The following is a 16,148-nucleotide window of genomic DNA, read 5'->3' on the forward strand; positions in this document are numbered from 1 at the left end:
TCCGCCCCGATCGGTGAGTAGCCTCACCCGCATGGGCTTCTCCTCCCGTGCCGACTTCATCATCGACGTGCTGAGCCGCGAGTTCGGCGAGTTGATGGCGCAGGACCCGGCCGCGTTCCGCCGCAAGTTCCGGAAGATGGCGGCTTCCCCGTTCGCGTTCTACCGGGGCAGCGCCTCGCTGTTCTACGCCGACCTGACCGCGGACTACCGTGACGACAGCTATCTCGACGAGCGGACCAGCCGGGTGTGGATCCACGGTGACCTGCACGCCGAGAACTTCGGCACCTACATGAACTCCTCCGGCCACCTGGTCTTCAACGTCAACGACTTCGACGAGGCGTACGTCGGACCGTTCAGCTGGGACCTCAAGCGGTTCGCGGCCAGTGTCGCCCTGATCGGGTACGCGAAAGCGCTCTCCGACGACGACATCACCTCGCTGGTGACCACCTTCGCCGGCTCCTACCTGACCGAGCTGCGCGCGATCGCACACGGCGGCGACGACGCGATCGGCTCGATCACCCTGGAGAACGCCGACGGTGTGCTGCGTCGTGTGCTGCAGGAGGCCAGGCTCAACACGCGGGTCGACCTGCTGGCCGGGCAGACCACGATCGACGACTACGAGCGGCGGTTCTCCCTCGGCGAGGGCGTCTTCGAGATCGACGGGGTGGCCGACGTGAAGGTCCGGGCCGCCTTCGACCAGTACCTTCACACGCTGCCGGACGCCACCCGCCCGGTGTCGCTGCACATCAAGGACATCAAGCTGCGCAAGGGCGTCGGCATCGGCTCGGCCGGCCTCCCGTCGTACAACCTGCTGCTCGAGGGGCACACCGAGGCCCTGGAGAACGACGTCATCATCTACATGAAGCAGGCGCAGGTTCCGGCCGTCGCCCGGTGGATCGACGACGAGCGGGTCCGCGGCTACTTCCAGCACCAGGGTCACCGGACCTCGGAGTCGCAGCGGGCCCTGCAGGCGCACGCCGACCCGTGGCTGGGCTACACCGAGCTCGACGGGATCGGCCAGCTGGTCGCCGAGGTCTCGCCGTACGCCGCCGACCTGGACTGGTCGGATGTGAACGAGCCGGAGGAGCTGACCGGTGTGATCGCCGACCTGGGCCGCGCGGTGGCCCGGATGCACTCGGTCGCCGACGACGAGTCCAGCCACGACCTGGTCGACTTCTCCACCGAGGAGGCGATCGTCGCGGTGGTCGACAAGGACGAGGCCGGCTTCGTCCGGCACCTGGTCGAGTTCGCCCACAAGTACGGCGACCAGGCCCGCGAGGACCACCAGGACTTCGTCGACGTGTTCCGCAACGGCCGCCTCTAGAGGCGTTCGGCCATGGTGGCCACCGCCGCCCGGCCGCGCGCCTCGGGTGCCGGCTCGACGTCGTAGTACAGCCCGTCCCCGGTCACGGTGTAGGTCACCGTGGCCGGCACGGGATTGTTCGGCGCGCACCGCAGAACGCCGAGCTGACCACCGGTCGGGGGATTTGCGGCGGACGGTGTGGGGCCGGCGCTGAGGCGGACCGTGCCGAATCCGACGCAGACCGCCCGCACGCGGTACCGCCCGGGTTCCATGCGCTCGTCCTCGTACCCCACTCCGCCGTCGGTCAGGAACTGCGAGCCGGAGCTGACGTAGCCGGCCGTCTTCTCGCCGAGGACGTCCGCAGCCGTCTGCTGCCAGCGGGACCGGTCGTCCAGGGCGAGCTCCAGGGTGTAGCCGAAGGCGGCCCGCCCTGGCCCGGCCACCTCCGGATCGACCTGGACGATCAGGTGGCCGCTCGGTTCCGGCATGGTCAAGGGCACCGACAGGACCGTGGTCTGCGCGGTGTCGCACACGACGGGCGTCACCGTCGTCGACGGCACCGCACCCACCGCGGAGGCGGTCACGCTGACGTGCATCGTCCCGGTCCCGTAGCAGACCATCCGAACCTCGTAGCGGCCGCCGAGCAGGTCACGGCGGGACTGCTGCGATCCGAACCCGGTGTCAGTGATGATCGCCCCGGGGTAGGGGTTGTTGAGATCGTTGATTTCCAGGGCCCGTGCCACCTCGGCGGTCAGCGTCGCCGCGGAGAAGGACGGCGCGTTTTCGGCCGCCGGTGTCGTGTCGCCGCTCGGGCGGACGACCGCTGTCAGGCCGGCGATCGCCAGCACCGCGACGGCCGCGCCGCTCGACAGGGCCGCCCGGCGCCGCCGCGCCGCCCGCCGCAGCGGTTCGGTGCCGGCCGGCTGGACCGTCCGCAGCGTCTCGGCTCGCAGTTCGGCGAAGAGTTCGTCCAGGGTGTCGGTCACAGCACGCCTCCATCGAGCGCGGTGGCGAGAGCGGAGCGCCCACGGGACAGCCAGGACTTGACCGTGCCGATCGCGACGGCCTCCCGCTGGGCGATCTCCGCGATGCTCATGTCGGCCAGGTAGTGCAGCACCACAGCGCGGCGATGCGCGTCCGGCAGGGTTCCGAGCGCGGCGACCAGGGCCACCCGCTCCGGGCTGGGCCCCTCGGTGTGCGGTTCGGCGCGCGGCTGCCGGTTGAGGAAGCTGAGCGCGAGACGGGCCCGGCGCCACCGGCTGACCGCCAGGTTCCAGGCGACGCGGCGGATCCAGGCGACCGGGTCGTCGTACCCGGCGATCCGGTTCCAGCGGACCAGGGCACGGTAGAACGCCTCCTGGACGACGTCGTGCGCCTCCTGCCGGTCACCGAAGTACGCGTAGAGCTGCACGGTGAGGTCGGCGTAGTGGGCGGCGTACAGCTCGTCGAAGGAGGGGCGCACGTCGGTCCGCGTCTCCGTCTCTTCCCGGGCGATGGCTGTCACGGCGACTACACGCCGGCTGCCGGCGGCCGGTTGCACCCGGCCGCCGGAAATTTCTACACCCTGATCCAGGCCCAGGCGACGAGACCGTCCGCGGGCTTGTCCGAGCGGTAGCCGAGGGCGGTGGTCACGCGTTCGTCCACGTTCCCCACCTCGAACTCCTTCTGGGTGATCTGCCACGTGCACTCGAGTTCGGCGCGGGCGACGGTCCTGCCGTCCAGCCGGATCACGAGGATGGCGGTGCCGGCGCCGGCGCAGGCCATCGCGATCCGGTACCGGCCCTCGGCAACACCGGGTGCCTCAACGAATCCCGGTTCCATGACCCGTGTGCGCATCGAGGTGGCGGCCTTGACCGTACGGTTGTCGAGCTCGAGCGCACGCTGCGGGTCGACCGTGCGGTTCCAGTCCTTGGCGTCGATCGGTGTACCGGTGTCGGCGGTGATCCGGAAAGCGAACCCGGCGCCCGGTGCCGTTGTGCTCTCGATCAGCCGGAACTGGTAGTGCTCCGAGCCTGTCATGGCGAACACTGTCTCGGCCGGAACCGGGTCGGTCGCGCAGTCGGCGGAAAGCCGCACATGCTCCCCCCAGGTTCCGAACGAGTTGCGCACGCTCATCACGGCGAACGTGATCCGCCCCTGGCCGGCGCAGGCCAGCCGGAGGGTCAGGTTTCCCAGGTAATGCTTCTTCTGCTCGCGCTCGTAGTCCTTGATCACCGGCGAGGCGACGTCGACCACCGTGGTGCCGGTGCTGGTCTCCGCGAGCTTGCGCTGAGCCACCGTCACGGGATCCGCGGGTGCGGCGGAGGTGGCGGCCACGACCGGAGTCTGCCGCTGGTCGGAAGGGCGGCTGGTCAGGGCGAACCCGGCGGCGATGGCCAGGATCACCGCGCAGCCCGAGGCGACCGCGGTGGTGGTGCGGCGGCGGCGCACGGTCCGGCGGGCCGCCGCGACGCCCGGCGGGCGGATCTCGAGTACGGCGTCCGCGCGCAGGTCGGCGAAGAGCTCGTCCAGGGTGTCGGTCACAGCGAACCTCCGTTCAGCTCGGCGGCGAGCGCGGCCCGGCCACGCGTCAGCCAGGAGCGCACGGTCCCCTCCGGGACCCGTTCACGCTCGGCGATGTCGGACACCGTCAGGTCGGCCATGTACCGCAGCACGATGGCCCGGCGCTGCGCGGACGGCAGTTTTCCGAGGGCCGCGAGCAGCGCGACGCGTTCCGGGCTTGGCCCGTCGGTCTGCGGCTCGTCGGTCCGCTGGCGGCGCAGGAAGTTCATCGCGGTACGCGCCCGGCGCCACCGGCTGACCGCCAGGTTCCAGGCGACCCGGCGGACCCAGGCCACCGGATCGTCGTAGCGGGCGATGCTGTCCCAGCGGGCGAGCGCGCGGCAGAACGCCTCCTGGGCGACGTCCTGCGCCTCCTGGCGGTCCCCGAAGTACGCGTAGAGCTGCACCGCGAGGTCGGTGTAGCTCGCCGCATAGATTTCGTCGAAGGACGGCGTGATGGCTGTCTCCGGTCGGGCTGTGACGGTCACGTGGACTACACGCGCGGACCCGGCGGAACGCTGCGGTGAATCCGCCGGATCATAGGATGACCCCCATGACGCCCGAAGAGGTCGGTGAACGGCTGGTCGCTCTGCTGGCGACGGACGACCCGGGTCTGGGTGACGTGACCGCCGAGATCTCCGGCGGCGGCCCTGGCCACGCCCGAGCCGTGGTCGACGTGCCGGCCGCCCGTTGGTGGTTCGCCGCCGAGGCCGCCCGCGACGCCGGTGCCCTGGGCTGCGACTTCTTCGACTGGCTCTCCGCCGTGGACGAGCTGGACGGCGGCTTCGCGGTGGTCGCGCACCTCTGGTCGACCCGGCGCAGGCACGGCCTGCTGCTGCGGACCCGGGTGCCGCGCGAGGATCCGTCGGTGGAGTCGCTCGTGGACCTCTACCCGGGTGCCGCCTGGCACGAGCGGGAGACGCACGAGATGTTCGGCATCGTGTTCGAGCGCCACCCGGACCTGCGGCCGCTGCTGCTGCCGCCGGAGTTCGAGGGCCATCCTCTGCGCAAGGAGTTCGTGCTGGCGTCGCGGGTGGCCAAGCCGTGGCCGGGCGCCAAGGAGCCGGGTGAGTCGGAGGGCGGCGCGGCCAAGCGCGCGCCGATGCGCCCGCCCGGCGTCCCCGACCCGAACGAGTGGGGCCCGATGAAGGGCAAGGTGCCGCCGCCGGAAACCCCGAGCCGGCCGGTCAGAAGGCCCCGGACCACGACCGAGGGAGAGGCCGGCTGATGCCGCTCTGGCTGGATCTGACGATCCGCGTCGTCGCCGTGATGGCCGGTTTCCTGGTGCTGCCGCTGCTGGTCGGGCAGGCCGAGCACAAGGTGATGGCGCACATGCAGGGCCGCGTCGGGCCGATGTACGCCGGTGCTTTCCACGGCTGGGCCCAACTGGTCGCCGACGGCGTGAAGTTCGTCCAGAAGGAGGACATCACACCTCGCGACGCGGATCGGGCTGTCTTCCGGCTAGCCCCGATTGTGGCGCTTTTCCCGTACCTTATCGTGATTTTGACCATCCCCCTGGGGCCCGGCGGCCTTGTCGCTCAGAGCTTGGACATCGGCCTGTTCCTGGTTCTCGCCGTGCTCGGCATCGGTGTGGTCGCCGTGCTGATGTCCGCCTGGTCCTCGGCCAACAAATACAGCCTTCTCGGTGGTGTCCGCGGCGCCGCACAGCTGCTCGGTTACGAACTTCCGCTGGTGCTGGCCGCGGCGAGCGTCGCGATGGCCGCGGGGACGCTCAGCCTGCCCGGCATCGTCGAGGCCTGGCAGCCGTGGTGGCTGATCTGGCAGGGCCCGGCCGCGCTGGTCTTCTTCATCGCCGGCCTGGCCGAGATCCGCCGGCCGCCGTTCGACATGCCGATCGCCGACTCCGAGCTGGTCTTCGGTTACATGACCGAGTACACCGGCCTGCGTTTCGCGTTCTTCCTGCTCGCCGAGTACGTCGGGATCATCGTGATCGCCGGCCTGACCACCGTGCTGTTCCTCGGCGGCTGGCACGGCCCGTTCGCCGACCAGCTCGGCTGGCTCTGGACGCTGCTGAAGATCTTCGCGTTGTCCTTCGTGATCATCTGGCTGCGGGTCAGCTATCCGCGTCTGCGTGAGGACCAGTTGCAGCGCCTCTGCTGGCTGATTCTGGTCCCGGTGGCGCTGGCACAGCTGGTCCTGACGGCCGCCGTCAGAACTCTGCTGTGAAGTCGCGGCGGGCCGAGGTCGCGCCGGATCACCGAAGCGGGCAGGATATCCCCTTGTGAGTGAGAACGGCGACCGCATCGCGCCCGGCAAGGGCCTGCTCGACGGGCTCGCCGTCACGTTCAAGACCATGACGCGGCGGTCCACCACCCAGCAGTACCCGGATGTCGAGCCCGATCTCCCGCCGCGCTCCCGCGGTGTGATCGCGCTGCTCGAGGAGAACTGCACGGTCTGCATGCTGTGCGCCCGCGAGTGTCCCGACTGGTGCATCTACATCGACTCGCACAAGGAGGAGGTCGTCGTCCCCGGCGCCGCGCGCGCCCGCCAGCGCAACGTGCTGGACCGCTTCGACATCGACTTCTCCCTGTGCATGTACTGCGGGATCTGCATCGAGGTCTGCCCGTTCGACGCGCTGCACTGGACGCCCGAGTTCGAATACGCCGAGACCGACGTCCTCTCGCTGCTGCACGACAAGGACCGGTTGGGTGAGTGGATGCGCACCGTGCCTCCGCCGCCGGCTCACGACGTGCTCGGGGAGCCTTCCAAGGAGGAGGCCACGGCGACGCGCAAGGCCGCCGGTCCGGGTGCGGCTACCGCGGCAAAAACGGCAAGACCAGCAAATGTACGCGCTACGCGCCCGCAATCGGAGCCTTCGCCCCCGGAGCCGGGGCAGTGACGGTCGCGGACGTGCTGCTGCTGGCGCTCGGCGCGGTGGCCGTCGGCTCCGGCGCGCTCGTGGTTACCAGCAGCCACCTGGTCCGCTCCGGCCTCTACCTGGTCGTCAGCCTGGGCGCGATGGCCGGCCTCTACCTGGTCCTCGGCGCCGAGCTGGTCGCCTGGGTGCAGGTTCTCGTCTACGTCGGCGCGGTCGTCGTGCTGCTGCTGTTCGCGGTGATGCTGACCCGCGCCCCGATCGGCCCCTCCGCCGACCTGGACCGCCCGGTGCTGCCCGCGGCTCTGATCGGCGCCGGTGTCGGGCTCGGCCTGGCCGCGCTGTTCGCCGACGCGTTCCGCTGGGCCCGCGTGCCGGATCCGGATCCGGGCACCGCCGAGCGGCTCGGCGAGCAGATCTTCGGCGCCTGGGTGCTGCCGTTCGAGGTGCTCTCGATACTGCTGCTCGCCGCGCTGGTCGGCGCGATCGTGCTGTCCCGCCCCGACATCGGCGCGCGCGAGCGGGAGGACGCCTGATGCACGTCGTCATCCCGTACGTCGTGGGTTCGCTGCTGTTCGGCCTGGGCGTCTACGGCGTGCTGCGCCGGCGCAACGCGATCCTGGTGCTGATGGCCGTCGAGCTGATGCTGAACGCGGTCAACCTGATCCTGATCACCGCGGACGTCTCGCTGCGCTCCGCGACCGGCCAGGTGTTCGCGCTGTTCGTGATCGTGCTGGCCGCCGCCGAGGTGGGTGTCGGGCTCGCGATCGTCCTGCAGTTCTACCGGATGCGCCAGGCTGTGATCACCGATGAGGTGCGGCTGGACGCCGACGAGGAACGGGTGGCCGGGTGAGCGTCGACGTTCTCGGGCCGCTGCTTCCGCTCGTACCCTTGCTGGCTGGCCTGCTCGGTCTCCTGCTGCCGCCGGGCGACGGCGCCGGGCCACGCAGAAAGCTCTCCGCCGCGCTCGGCGTCGCCGGCGCCGCACTGGCCCTGCTGATCTCGCTGCGCCTGGTCTTCTTCGGCGGCGAGTTCGAGACCGGCGTCGAGATCGTCTCCTTCGACGACCTGGCGGTGACGTTCGGCGTCGCGATCAACCCGGCGGTCGCCTACGTCGCGATCGCGGTGAGCCTGGTCGCGCTGCTCGTGCAGGTCTACTCGATCACCTACCTGCACGACGACTCCCGCTACGCGCCCTACGCCGCGCAGATCAGCCTCTTCACCGGCGCCATGCTGCTCGTGGTGACCGCGAACGATCTGATCGTCCTGCTGGTCGGCTGGGAGGTGATGGGCGCCTGCTCCTACCTGCTGATCGGCCACGACCGGCGGCTGCCGGAGGCGCCCGCCGCCGCGGTGAAGGCCTTCCTGGTCACCCGGGTGGGTGATGTCGGCTTCCTGCTCGGCATCGCCCTGCTGATCACGCAGGCCGGCAGCGCGCGGTTCGACCTGGTGTTCGGCCACGACTACGACAGCGCGACCCTGACCGCGGCGCTGCTGCTGCTCCTCGCCGGGGTGGCCGGCAAGAGCGCGCAGTTCCCGCTGCACACCTGGCTGCCGGACGCGATGGCCGGCCCCACGCCGATCTCCGCGCTGATCCACGCCGCGACGATGGTCGCGGCCGGTGTCTGGGTGGTGTTCCGCACCTACCCGCTGTTCGAGCAGTCCCCGGCCGCCCTCGCTGTCCTCGCCGTCGTCGCCGCGATCACGATCCTGCTTGGTGCGCTGAGCGCGACCGCGCAGGACGACCTGAAACGGGTGCTGGCCTGGTCGACGGTCTCGCAGATCGGCTACATGACCGGTGCGCTGGCCGTCGGCTCACCCGCCGCCGCACTGTTCCACCTGCTCACCCACGCCGCGTTCAAGGCGCTGCTGTTCCTCGCCGCCGGCGCGGTGATCCACGCGGTGGGCACCAACTACCTGTCCCGGATGGGTGGCCTGCGCGGGCACATGCCGGTCACGTTCTGGTCGTTTGTGATCGGCCTGGGCGCGCTGGCCGGCCTGCCGCCACTCGCCGGCTTCTGGTCCAAGGAGAACGTGCTGACCGCCGCCGCGCACGCCACCGAGGGCGGCGAGACGGTGCCGGTCTGGGCCGGGTGGGTGGTCTGGCTGGCCGCGCTGCTCGCGGTCGGCGTCACCGCGTGGTACGCGACCCGCCTGCTCCTGCGCGCCTTCTTCGGTGTCTCCCGCGCGCACGGCCCGGACGGCCCGGACTGGGAGATCGGCTTCGACGACGCCCGCTACACCAAGCCTGCTGTGCCGCACGACCCGCCGGCGCTGATGCTCGTGCCGCTGCTGGTCCTGGTGATCCCGTCGGCGCTGCTCGGGCTGGCCGCGTTCGCGCCCGGCTTCCGCACCGCCCTGGAGCTCGAGGACCCGCACCTCGGCGTCGCCGTCGCCCTGCCGATGCTGCTGCTGGTGGCCGGTGCCGGCACGGCGTGGTGGCTCTGGCGCGCGGTGCCCGGCGTCGACCCGGCCGCCGCGCTGGGCCGGGCCCGGCCGTTCCTGGCCGCCGGGTTCCGCCTCGACGACGTGCAGCACCGCCTCGTGGTGGTGCCGGTGGGCGCCCTCGCCAGGGCGATTACCCTCGTCGACCGCAAGGTCGTGGACGGCGCCGTGACCGGGACCGGAACGGCAACCTCCTGGCTCGGCGGCGTGCTCGCGGCCGGGCACCGGGTGGCGCTGCCGGCCGCCGCGGTGGCGGTCCTCGGCGGCGCTCTCCTGCTCGGTCTGGTCGCGTGGCTGGGGGTGCTCGCCTGATGTACCGCGATTATCTCGACGCCACGAGCTGGTCGGCGGCCCAGGTGCTGCTCGTCGCGATGCTGGTCGTGCCGGCCGTCGGCGCCGCTCTGGTGGCCGTGCTCCCCGAGCGCCTCGCCCGTCTCGCCGCCACCGGGTTCGCCACGGTCACGTTCCTGCTGACGATCGCGCCGGTGTTCGCGCGCGACGGGGGCTGGTTCTCGTACTCGCCGGAGCGGCCGGCCGTGCTGCCGTGGACCGACGTGAACCTGCCGTGGGTGCCGGCTCTCGGGCTGGAGTTCCACCTCGGTGTGGACGGGATCTCGTACCCGCTCGTGGTGCTGACCGGGTTGCTCACGGTGCTGTGTTGCGCGTACACGCGCGAGCGTTCCCTGGCCGCCCTCCTGCTCGTCCTCGAGGTCGGCATCCTCGGCACCTTCCTGGCCCTGGACCTGATCCTCTTCTTCGTGTTCTTCGAGGTCGTCCTGCTCCCGATGTACGCGGTGATCGCCGGCTGGGGCGGACCGGAGCGGCGCGCGGCGGCCCGTAAGTTCGTGCTCTACACCCTCGCCGGCTCGGTCCTGCTGCTGCTCGGCGTGGTCACCGTCGTGGCGGAGGCGGGCACCGGCAACCTCATCGAGCTGACCAGCGCGAACCTGCTCCCGCGCGGCGTGCAGGTCCTCGCCTTCACGCTGTTCGCGATCGCGTTCGCGGTGAAGGCCCCGCTCTGGCCGCTGCACACCTGGCTGCCCGACGCGCACACCGAGGCGCCCACGGTCGGCTCGGTGATCCTGGCCGGCGTGCTGCTGAAGATGGGCACCTACGGTCTGATCCGGGTCGGCCTCGGTGTGGCACCGGACGCCGCGGAGGCGGCCGGCCCGGTCCTGGCCGTGTTCGCCGTGCTCGCGATCCTCTTCGGCGCCCTGATCTGCCTTCGCCAGACCGAGCTGAAACGCCTGATCGCCTACTCCAGCGTCGGGCACATGGGCTTCGTGCTGCTCGGCATCGCCACGTTCACGGCGACCGGCGTCCAGGCCGCGCTGATCGGCAACGTCGCGCACGGCCTCATCACCGGCCTGCTCTTCTTCCTTGTCGGCACGATCAAGGACCGGGCCGGTACGGGCTCGCTCAACCAGCTCAGCGGCCTGCGGGAACGTGCGCCGCGGCTGGCCGGCCTGCTCGCGTTCGCCGCCATCGCGTCGCTCGGCCTGCCCGGCCTGGCCGGCTTCTGGGGTGAGGCGTTCGCGGTGGTCGCCGCGGTCCGTGTCGGCGGGCCGTTCTGGCTCACCCTGGCGGTTCTCGCCGCGGTCGGCGGCGCGCTCACCGCCGCCTACTTCCTGCGCCTGCTGCGCCAGGTCACGCACGGCCCGGCCACTCCGGAGGTGCGCGCCATGCGCCCCGCGATCACCGGAACCGAGTGGTTCGCCTGGGCGCCGCTGGTCCTGCTCACGCTCGCGGTCGGCCTGATCCCGGCGCTGGTCCTGTCGAACACCGCCCTGCCGATCGCCGGACTCCTGGTAGGTGCGCCGTGAGCAGCCAGTCCATCGACCACCTCGCGCTGCTCCCGCTGTACGCCGCGGCCGGCACCGCGATCCTCGCCCTGCTCGCTGACCTGTTCGCCGGCCGGCGCGGCGCCGTGATCGGGGTGACCGTGCTGGGCGCGGCCGCCACCGTGGCCGCCGCCCTGACCACGGCCGGCGCCGCCGGCACGTTCTGCACGCCCGAGGGCGCCTGCTCCTGGGTGCCGTCCTGGCCCGCCGCGGTGACCGCGGTGCTCTTCGCCGGGCTGACCGCCGGGGTCCTCGCGCTGTCCGTGCCCGCGCTGCGGCTCGGTGTCGCCCCGGCGGGTGAATTCTGCTTCCTGCTGGCCGCCTCGATGGCCGGCGGCGTGACGGTCGCCTACGCCGGTGACCTGATCACCCTGATCGTCGGCCTGGAGACGCTCACCCTGCCGCTGTACGTGCTGGTCGGCCTGCGCCGGTACGCGCCGGGCGAGCGGGTGACCACCGAGCCGGCCGCAGCCTCGGTCACGTTCTTCCTGATCAGCGTGATCTCCACGGCGGTCGCGCTGCTCGGGATCGCGCTCAACTACGCCGCCACCGGCCAGGTCTACCTGGGCCTGCTCACCGCCGGGTCGGGGCAGTTCGAGCGGCTCGCCGGGGTGGGTGTGGCGCTGCTCGTCGTCGGGCTGGCCTTCAAGGTCGCCGCGGTGCCGCTGCACGCGTGGGCCCCGGCCACGTACGACGGCGCGCCGGTGCCGATCGCGGCGTACCTCTCCACCGCCTCCAAGCTCGGCGGCGTGCTCGCCCTGGCCGCCGTGGTCACCCGGCTGGAGGCCGGCGTCGTGGTCGCCGCGCTGGCCGTGCTCACGATGACCGTCGGCAACCTGGTGGCGCTCCGGCAGGCCCGGATGGTCCGCCTGCTCGCCTGGTCCTCGGTCGCCCAGGCGGGTTACATCCTGGCCGCGCTGGCGCTCGGCGGGCCCGGTGTGCCGGCCGCTCTCGCCTACGCGACCTTCTTCGTGGTCCTCGAGCTGATCGCGTTCGGCGCGGTGGTGGCGCTGCGGGCGCCCGGCGCCGACGGCGGCCGCATCGAGGACTACCGGGGTGCCGGCCGGTCGTCCCGCTGGCTCGGTGCCGCGCTGGTGCTGGCGTTCGCCGGTCTGGCCGGTCTGCCGCCGGGCCTGGCCGGGCTGTTCGCCAAGCTCTCGGTGGTGGAGATCCTGGTCTCGGCCGACTGGACGTGGCTGGCGGCGGTGGTCGTGGTCAACGCGGTGATCGCGCTGGCGTACTACGTCCGGGTGAGTGCGGTTCTCTATACCGGTCGTGCTGTCTCCTCGCCGCGTGTCCCGCTTTCTGTGGCTTTCGCCCTGATCGGGGCCGTGGCGGTTGCCGTCGTGCTCGGGTTCGCCCCGCAGGTGCTTTTCGACGCGGTTTCATAGGTCGTCAGTTCATAGGTCGTCAGGAATCGAGAAGTCATCCGGGGCTCTGTCCGCCTAGCGTGGCTGTCATGACGAATTCCGGTGCGAAAACAGTTCTCCATCCCGTCTCCGACCTCGCGCGGAGCAAGAAGGTCTACGCCGCCCTGCTCGGCGTGGAGCCGTCGGCCGACTCCGAGTACTACGTGGGCTTCGACGCGGCCGGCCAGCACATCGGCCTGGTTCCCAAGGGCGCCTCGGCCGCCGAGACTCCGGTCGCCTACTGGCACGTCGACGACATCGAGGCCAAGCTCGCCGAGGTGACCGCGGCGGGCGGCGAGGTGCACGCGGCGCCGAAGAACGTGGGTGGAAGCCGGCTGGTCGCCACGTTCACTGATCCGGACGGGAACGTCCTCGGGCTGATTCAGGACTAGTCTTTTCGCCGACCGGCTTCTGGGGGGATGGGGACACATGAGCAAAGCCGACGTGATCCGCGTGCACGGCGCCCGGGTGAACAATCTGAAGGACGTCAGCGTCGAGATCCCGAAGCATCAGCTCACGGTCTTCACCGGTGTCTCCGGCTCGGGGAAGAGTTCGCTGGTGTTCGGCACGATCGCCGCCGAGTCGCAGCGGCTGATCAACGAGACCTACAGCACCTTCGTGCAGGGCTTCATGCCGTCGATGGCGCGGCCCGATGTGGACGTGCTGGAGGGGCTGACCACCGCGATCATCGTGGACCAGGAGCGGATGGGCTCCGACCCGCGCTCCACGGTCGGCACCGCCACCGACGCCAACGCGATGCTGCGCATCCTGTTCAGCCGGCTCGGCGACCCGCAGATCGGCTCGCCGCAGGCGTATTCGTTCAACGTCGCCTCGATCTCCGGTGCCGGTGCCGTCACGCTGAACAAGGGCGGCACCACCACCAAGGAGCGGCGCAGCTTCAGCATCACCGGCGGCATGTGCCCGCGCTGCGAGGGCCGCGGCAAGGTGAACGACTTCGACCTGACCGCGCTCTACGACGAGAACAAATCCCTCAACGAGGGCGCGATCACCATCCCCGGATACAGCATGGAGGGCTGGTTCGGCCGGATCTTCCGAGGCTGCGGCTTCTTCGACCCGGACAAGCCGATCGCCAAGTTCACCAAGCGGGAACTGCACGACCTGCTCTACAAGGAGCCGACCAAGGTCAAGATCGAGGGGATCAACCTCACCTACACCGGCCTGATCCCCAACATCCAGAAGTCGATGCTGTCCAAGGACGTCGACGCGATGCAGCCGCACATCCGCGCGTTCGTGGAACGGGTCGTCACCTTCACGGTCTGCCCGGAGTGCGAGGGCACCCGGCTCACCGAGGCGGCCCGCTCCTCGAAGATCAAGGGGGTCAGCATCGCCGACGCCTGCGCGATGCAGATCAGCGACCTCGCGGCCTGGGTGGGCGGACTCCACGAGCCGTCGGTGGCGCCGCTGCTCGACAAGCTGCGCCACACCCTCGACTCGTTCGTCGAGATCGGCCTCGGTTACCTCTCGCTCGACCGGCCCGCCGGCACGCTGTCCGGCGGTGAGGCCCAGCGCACCAAGATGATCCGGCACCTCGGCTCGGCGCTGACCGACGTGACGTACGTCTTCGACGAGCCCACGATCGGCCTGCACCCGCACGACATCCAGCGGATGAACGAGTTGCTGCTGCGCCTGCGCGACAAGGGCAACACGGTCCTGGTCGTCGAGCACAAGCCGGAGGCCATCGCGATCGCCGACCGGGTGGTCGACCTCGGCCCCGGCGCCGGCACCGGCGGCGGCACCATCTGCTACGAGGGCACCGTCGAGGGCCTGCGCTCGAGTGGCACGCTGACCGGACGGCACCTCGACGACCGGGCGTCGCTCAAGACGTCGTTCCGCGCGCCCACCGGCAAGCTGGAGATCCGCGGGGCGGACGAGAACAACCTGCGCGACGTCGATGTGAACATCCCGCTCGGCGTCCTGGTCGTGGTCACCGGCGTGGCGGGCTCCGGCAAGAGCTCGCTGGTGCACGGCTCGCTGCCGGCCGGTTCCGGTGTCGTGTCGATCGACCAGGCCGCGATCCGCGGTTCCCGGCGCAGCAACCCGGCCACGTACACCGGGCTGCTGGAACCGATCCGCAAGGCGTTCGCCAAGGTCAACGGGGTGAAGCCGGCGCTGTTCAGTGCGAACTCCGAGGGCGCCTGCCCGAACTGCAACGGCAACGGCGTCATCTACACCGACCTCGCGATGATGGGCGGCGTGGCCACCCCGTGCGAGGTGTGCGAGGGCAAGCGGTTCGAGGCGTCGGTGCTGGACTACCACTTCGGCGGCAAGGACATCAGCGAGGTGCTCGCGCTGTCGGTGGCCGAGGCGGAGGAGTTCTTCCGGGACGGCGACGGGAAGCTGCCGGCCGCGCACGTGATCCTCAAGCGGCTCGTCGACGTCGGTCTCGGATACCTGCGGATCGGCCAGCCGCTCACCACGCTCTCCGGCGGCGAACGGCAGCGCCTCAAGCTCGCCACCCACATGGGGGAGAAGGGCGGCGTCTACGTCCTCGACGAGCCGACCACCGGCCTGCACCTGGCCGACGTGGAGCAGCTGCTCGGCCTGATGGACCGGCTCGTCGACTCGGGCAAGTCGGTGATCGTGGTGGAGCACCACCAGGCGGTCATGGCGCACGCCGACTGGATCATCGACCTCGGCCCGGGCGCCGGCCACGACGGCGGGCGCATCGTCTTCGAGGGCACCCCGGCCGACCTGGTGGCGGCGAAGTCCACCCTCACCGGTGAGCACCTGGCCGCGTACGTTCAGTGAACTCACAGCGCGTTCCCGGATGAACACGTAGGTGATCGACGTTCCGTTGACTGCGGGCCACAAGCCCGCAGTCGAAGGAGTGAACGTTGACCAGTCATCACAACGGCCTCAAGACGGCCGCACTGCTGGGTCTGCTCACGAGCCTGATCCTGGCCGTGGGCTACTGGCTGGGGGGCAGCACCGGTCTGGTGCTGGCCGTGCTCATCTCGCTGGCGACGAACGCCGTCAGCTACTTCTGGTCCGACCGGATCGCCCTGCGCGCGATGGGTGCCCGCCCGGTCAGCGAGCCCGAGTTCCCGGAGCTCTACCAGATCGTGCGCGAGCTGGCGACCGAGGCCGGGCAGCCGATGCCGCGCCTCTACGTCTCCCCGTCGATGCAGCCGAACGCGTTCGCCACGGGCCGCGACCCGGAGCACGCGGCGGTCGCGGTGACCGTCGGCATCACCCGCATCCTCAACCTGCGCGAGCTGCGTGGTGTGATCGGCCACGAGCTGTCCCACGTCTACAACCGGGACATCCTGATCTCCAGTGTGGCCGCCGGGCTGGCCGGCATCGTCACGATGCTCGCCCAGCTGGCGATCTTCCTGCCGTTCTTCGGCGGCTCGGACGACGAGGACAGCCCGAACCCGGCGGGCATGCTGCTCATGGTGATCCTCGGCCCCCTCGCCGCGTCGATCATCCAGCTGGCGATCAGCCGCAACCGGGAGTTCCAGGCGGACGCCTCCGGTGCCACGCTGACCGGCGACCCGCTCGCGCTCGCCAGCGCTCTTGAGAAGATCCATTACGGTACGCAGCGCGCGCCCCTGCCGGCCGAGGGCCAGCTCGCGAGCACCGCGCACCTGATGATCGCCAACCCGTTCCGGGGCGGCGGTCTGACCTCGCCGTTCTCCACGCACCCGCCGATGGCCGAGCGTGTCCGGCGGTTGCACGAGCAGGCGTCGCTGACCGGTCGCAGGTGAGCCCGGCCATATCAACGGGTGGTTGACCAGCCTCCGGCGTTAGCC

General features: G+C 70.8%; 16 protein-coding genes. 12 read left to right on the forward strand and 4 right to left on the reverse strand.

The window, feature by feature from the left end; genetic code table 11:
* Positions 1-31: 31 nt before the first annotated feature.
* Positions 32-1,324 (forward strand): DUF2252 domain-containing protein, encoded by a 1,293-nt coding sequence (locus tag AB0M02_RS07415; RefSeq protein ID WP_364223126.1) that lies wholly within the window; start codon positions 32-34, stop codon positions 1,322-1,324.
* Here the strand turns inward: AB0M02_RS07415 and AB0M02_RS07420 are convergent.
* From AB0M02_RS07420 to AB0M02_RS07435, 4 genes are read right to left on the reverse strand one after another with little or no spacing between them, the layout of a single operon-like run.
* Entirely contained in the window at positions 1,321-2,289 is a 969-nt protein-coding gene (locus tag AB0M02_RS07420; protein ID WP_364223129.1) for a hypothetical protein, read from the reverse strand. The two genes, AB0M02_RS07415 and AB0M02_RS07420, sit on opposite strands and share 4 nt — an antisense overlap.
* A complete protein-coding gene (locus tag AB0M02_RS07425; RefSeq protein WP_364223132.1) occupies positions 2,286-2,807 on the reverse strand; it encodes a SigE family RNA polymerase sigma factor in 522 nt (173 codons plus the stop codon). Before AB0M02_RS07425 ends, AB0M02_RS07420 begins: the two co-directional genes overlap by 4 nt.
* A 53-nt stretch (positions 2,808-2,860) precedes the next feature.
* Positions 2,861-3,826 (reverse strand): hypothetical protein, encoded by a 966-nt coding sequence (locus AB0M02_RS07430; RefSeq protein WP_364223134.1) that lies wholly within the window; start codon positions 3,824-3,826, stop codon positions 2,861-2,863.
* The gene (locus AB0M02_RS07435; protein WP_364223137.1) at positions 3,823-4,332 is read right to left on the reverse strand and encodes a sigma-70 family RNA polymerase sigma factor; all 510 of its coding nucleotides are present in this window, start codon (positions 4,330-4,332) and stop codon (positions 3,823-3,825) included. The genes AB0M02_RS07430 and AB0M02_RS07435 overlap by 4 nt, the downstream gene beginning before the upstream one ends.
* Before the next feature lie 65 nt (positions 4,333-4,397).
* Here AB0M02_RS07435 and AB0M02_RS07440 point away from each other — a divergent pair, with 65 nt between their 5' ends.
* From AB0M02_RS07440 to htpX, 11 genes are all read left to right on the forward strand, one after another.
* Positions 4,398-5,072 carry an NADH-quinone oxidoreductase subunit C gene (locus tag AB0M02_RS07440; protein ID WP_364223139.1) on the forward strand — a complete coding sequence of 225 codons (675 nt, stop codon included), beginning with the start codon at positions 4,398-4,400 and terminating at the stop codon, positions 5,070-5,072.
* A complete protein-coding gene (nuoH, locus tag AB0M02_RS07445) occupies positions 5,072-6,031 on the forward strand; it encodes an NADH-quinone oxidoreductase subunit NuoH (protein WP_364223142.1) in 960 nt (319 codons plus the stop codon). The genes AB0M02_RS07440 and nuoH overlap by 1 nt, the downstream gene beginning before the upstream one ends.
* Before the next feature lie 55 nt (positions 6,032-6,086).
* The gene (locus tag AB0M02_RS07450; RefSeq protein ID WP_364223145.1) at positions 6,087-6,704 is read left to right on the forward strand and encodes an NADH-quinone oxidoreductase subunit I; all 618 of its coding nucleotides are present in this window, start codon (positions 6,087-6,089) and stop codon (positions 6,702-6,704) included.
* Positions 6,701-7,216, forward strand: coding sequence for an NADH-quinone oxidoreductase subunit J (locus AB0M02_RS07455; RefSeq protein WP_364223148.1), 516 nt, complete (start codon positions 6,701-6,703; stop codon positions 7,214-7,216). The genes AB0M02_RS07450 and AB0M02_RS07455 overlap by 4 nt, the downstream gene beginning before the upstream one ends.
* Entirely contained in the window at positions 7,216-7,533 is a 318-nt protein-coding gene (gene nuoK, locus AB0M02_RS07460) for an NADH-quinone oxidoreductase subunit NuoK (RefSeq protein ID WP_364223152.1), read from the forward strand. The genes AB0M02_RS07455 and nuoK overlap by 1 nt, the downstream gene beginning before the upstream one ends.
* On the forward strand, positions 7,530-9,437 hold the full coding sequence (locus tag AB0M02_RS07465; RefSeq protein ID WP_364223155.1) for an NADH-quinone oxidoreductase subunit L: 1,908 nt from the start codon (positions 7,530-7,532) through the stop codon (positions 9,435-9,437). Before nuoK ends, AB0M02_RS07465 begins: the two co-directional genes overlap by 4 nt.
* Positions 9,437-10,948 carry an NADH-quinone oxidoreductase subunit M gene (locus AB0M02_RS07470; RefSeq protein WP_364223158.1) on the forward strand — a complete coding sequence of 504 codons (1,512 nt, stop codon included), beginning with the start codon at positions 9,437-9,439 and terminating at the stop codon, positions 10,946-10,948. Before AB0M02_RS07465 ends, AB0M02_RS07470 begins: the two co-directional genes overlap by 1 nt.
* Entirely contained in the window at positions 10,945-12,357 is a 1,413-nt protein-coding gene (locus AB0M02_RS07475) for a proton-conducting transporter membrane subunit (protein WP_364223161.1), read from the forward strand. The genes AB0M02_RS07470 and AB0M02_RS07475 overlap by 4 nt, the downstream gene beginning before the upstream one ends.
* Positions 12,358-12,425: 68 nt before the next feature.
* Positions 12,426-12,767 (forward strand): VOC family protein, encoded by a 342-nt coding sequence (locus tag AB0M02_RS07480; RefSeq protein ID WP_364223164.1) that lies wholly within the window; start codon positions 12,426-12,428, stop codon positions 12,765-12,767.
* Between the two features lie 37 nt (positions 12,768-12,804).
* Positions 12,805-15,144 (forward strand): excinuclease ABC subunit UvrA, encoded by a 2,340-nt coding sequence (locus AB0M02_RS07485; protein WP_364223167.1) that lies wholly within the window; start codon positions 12,805-12,807, stop codon positions 15,142-15,144.
* An 86-nt stretch (positions 15,145-15,230) separates the two neighbouring features.
* Positions 15,231-16,103 (forward strand): zinc metalloprotease HtpX, encoded by an 873-nt coding sequence (htpX, locus tag AB0M02_RS07490; RefSeq protein WP_364223170.1) that lies wholly within the window; start codon positions 15,231-15,233, stop codon positions 16,101-16,103.
* Positions 16,104-16,148 lie beyond the last annotated feature (45 nt).

The organism is Actinoplanes sp. NPDC051861, assembly GCF_040681145.1.
Lineage (GTDB): Bacteria > Actinomycetota > Actinomycetes > Mycobacteriales > Micromonosporaceae > Actinoplanes.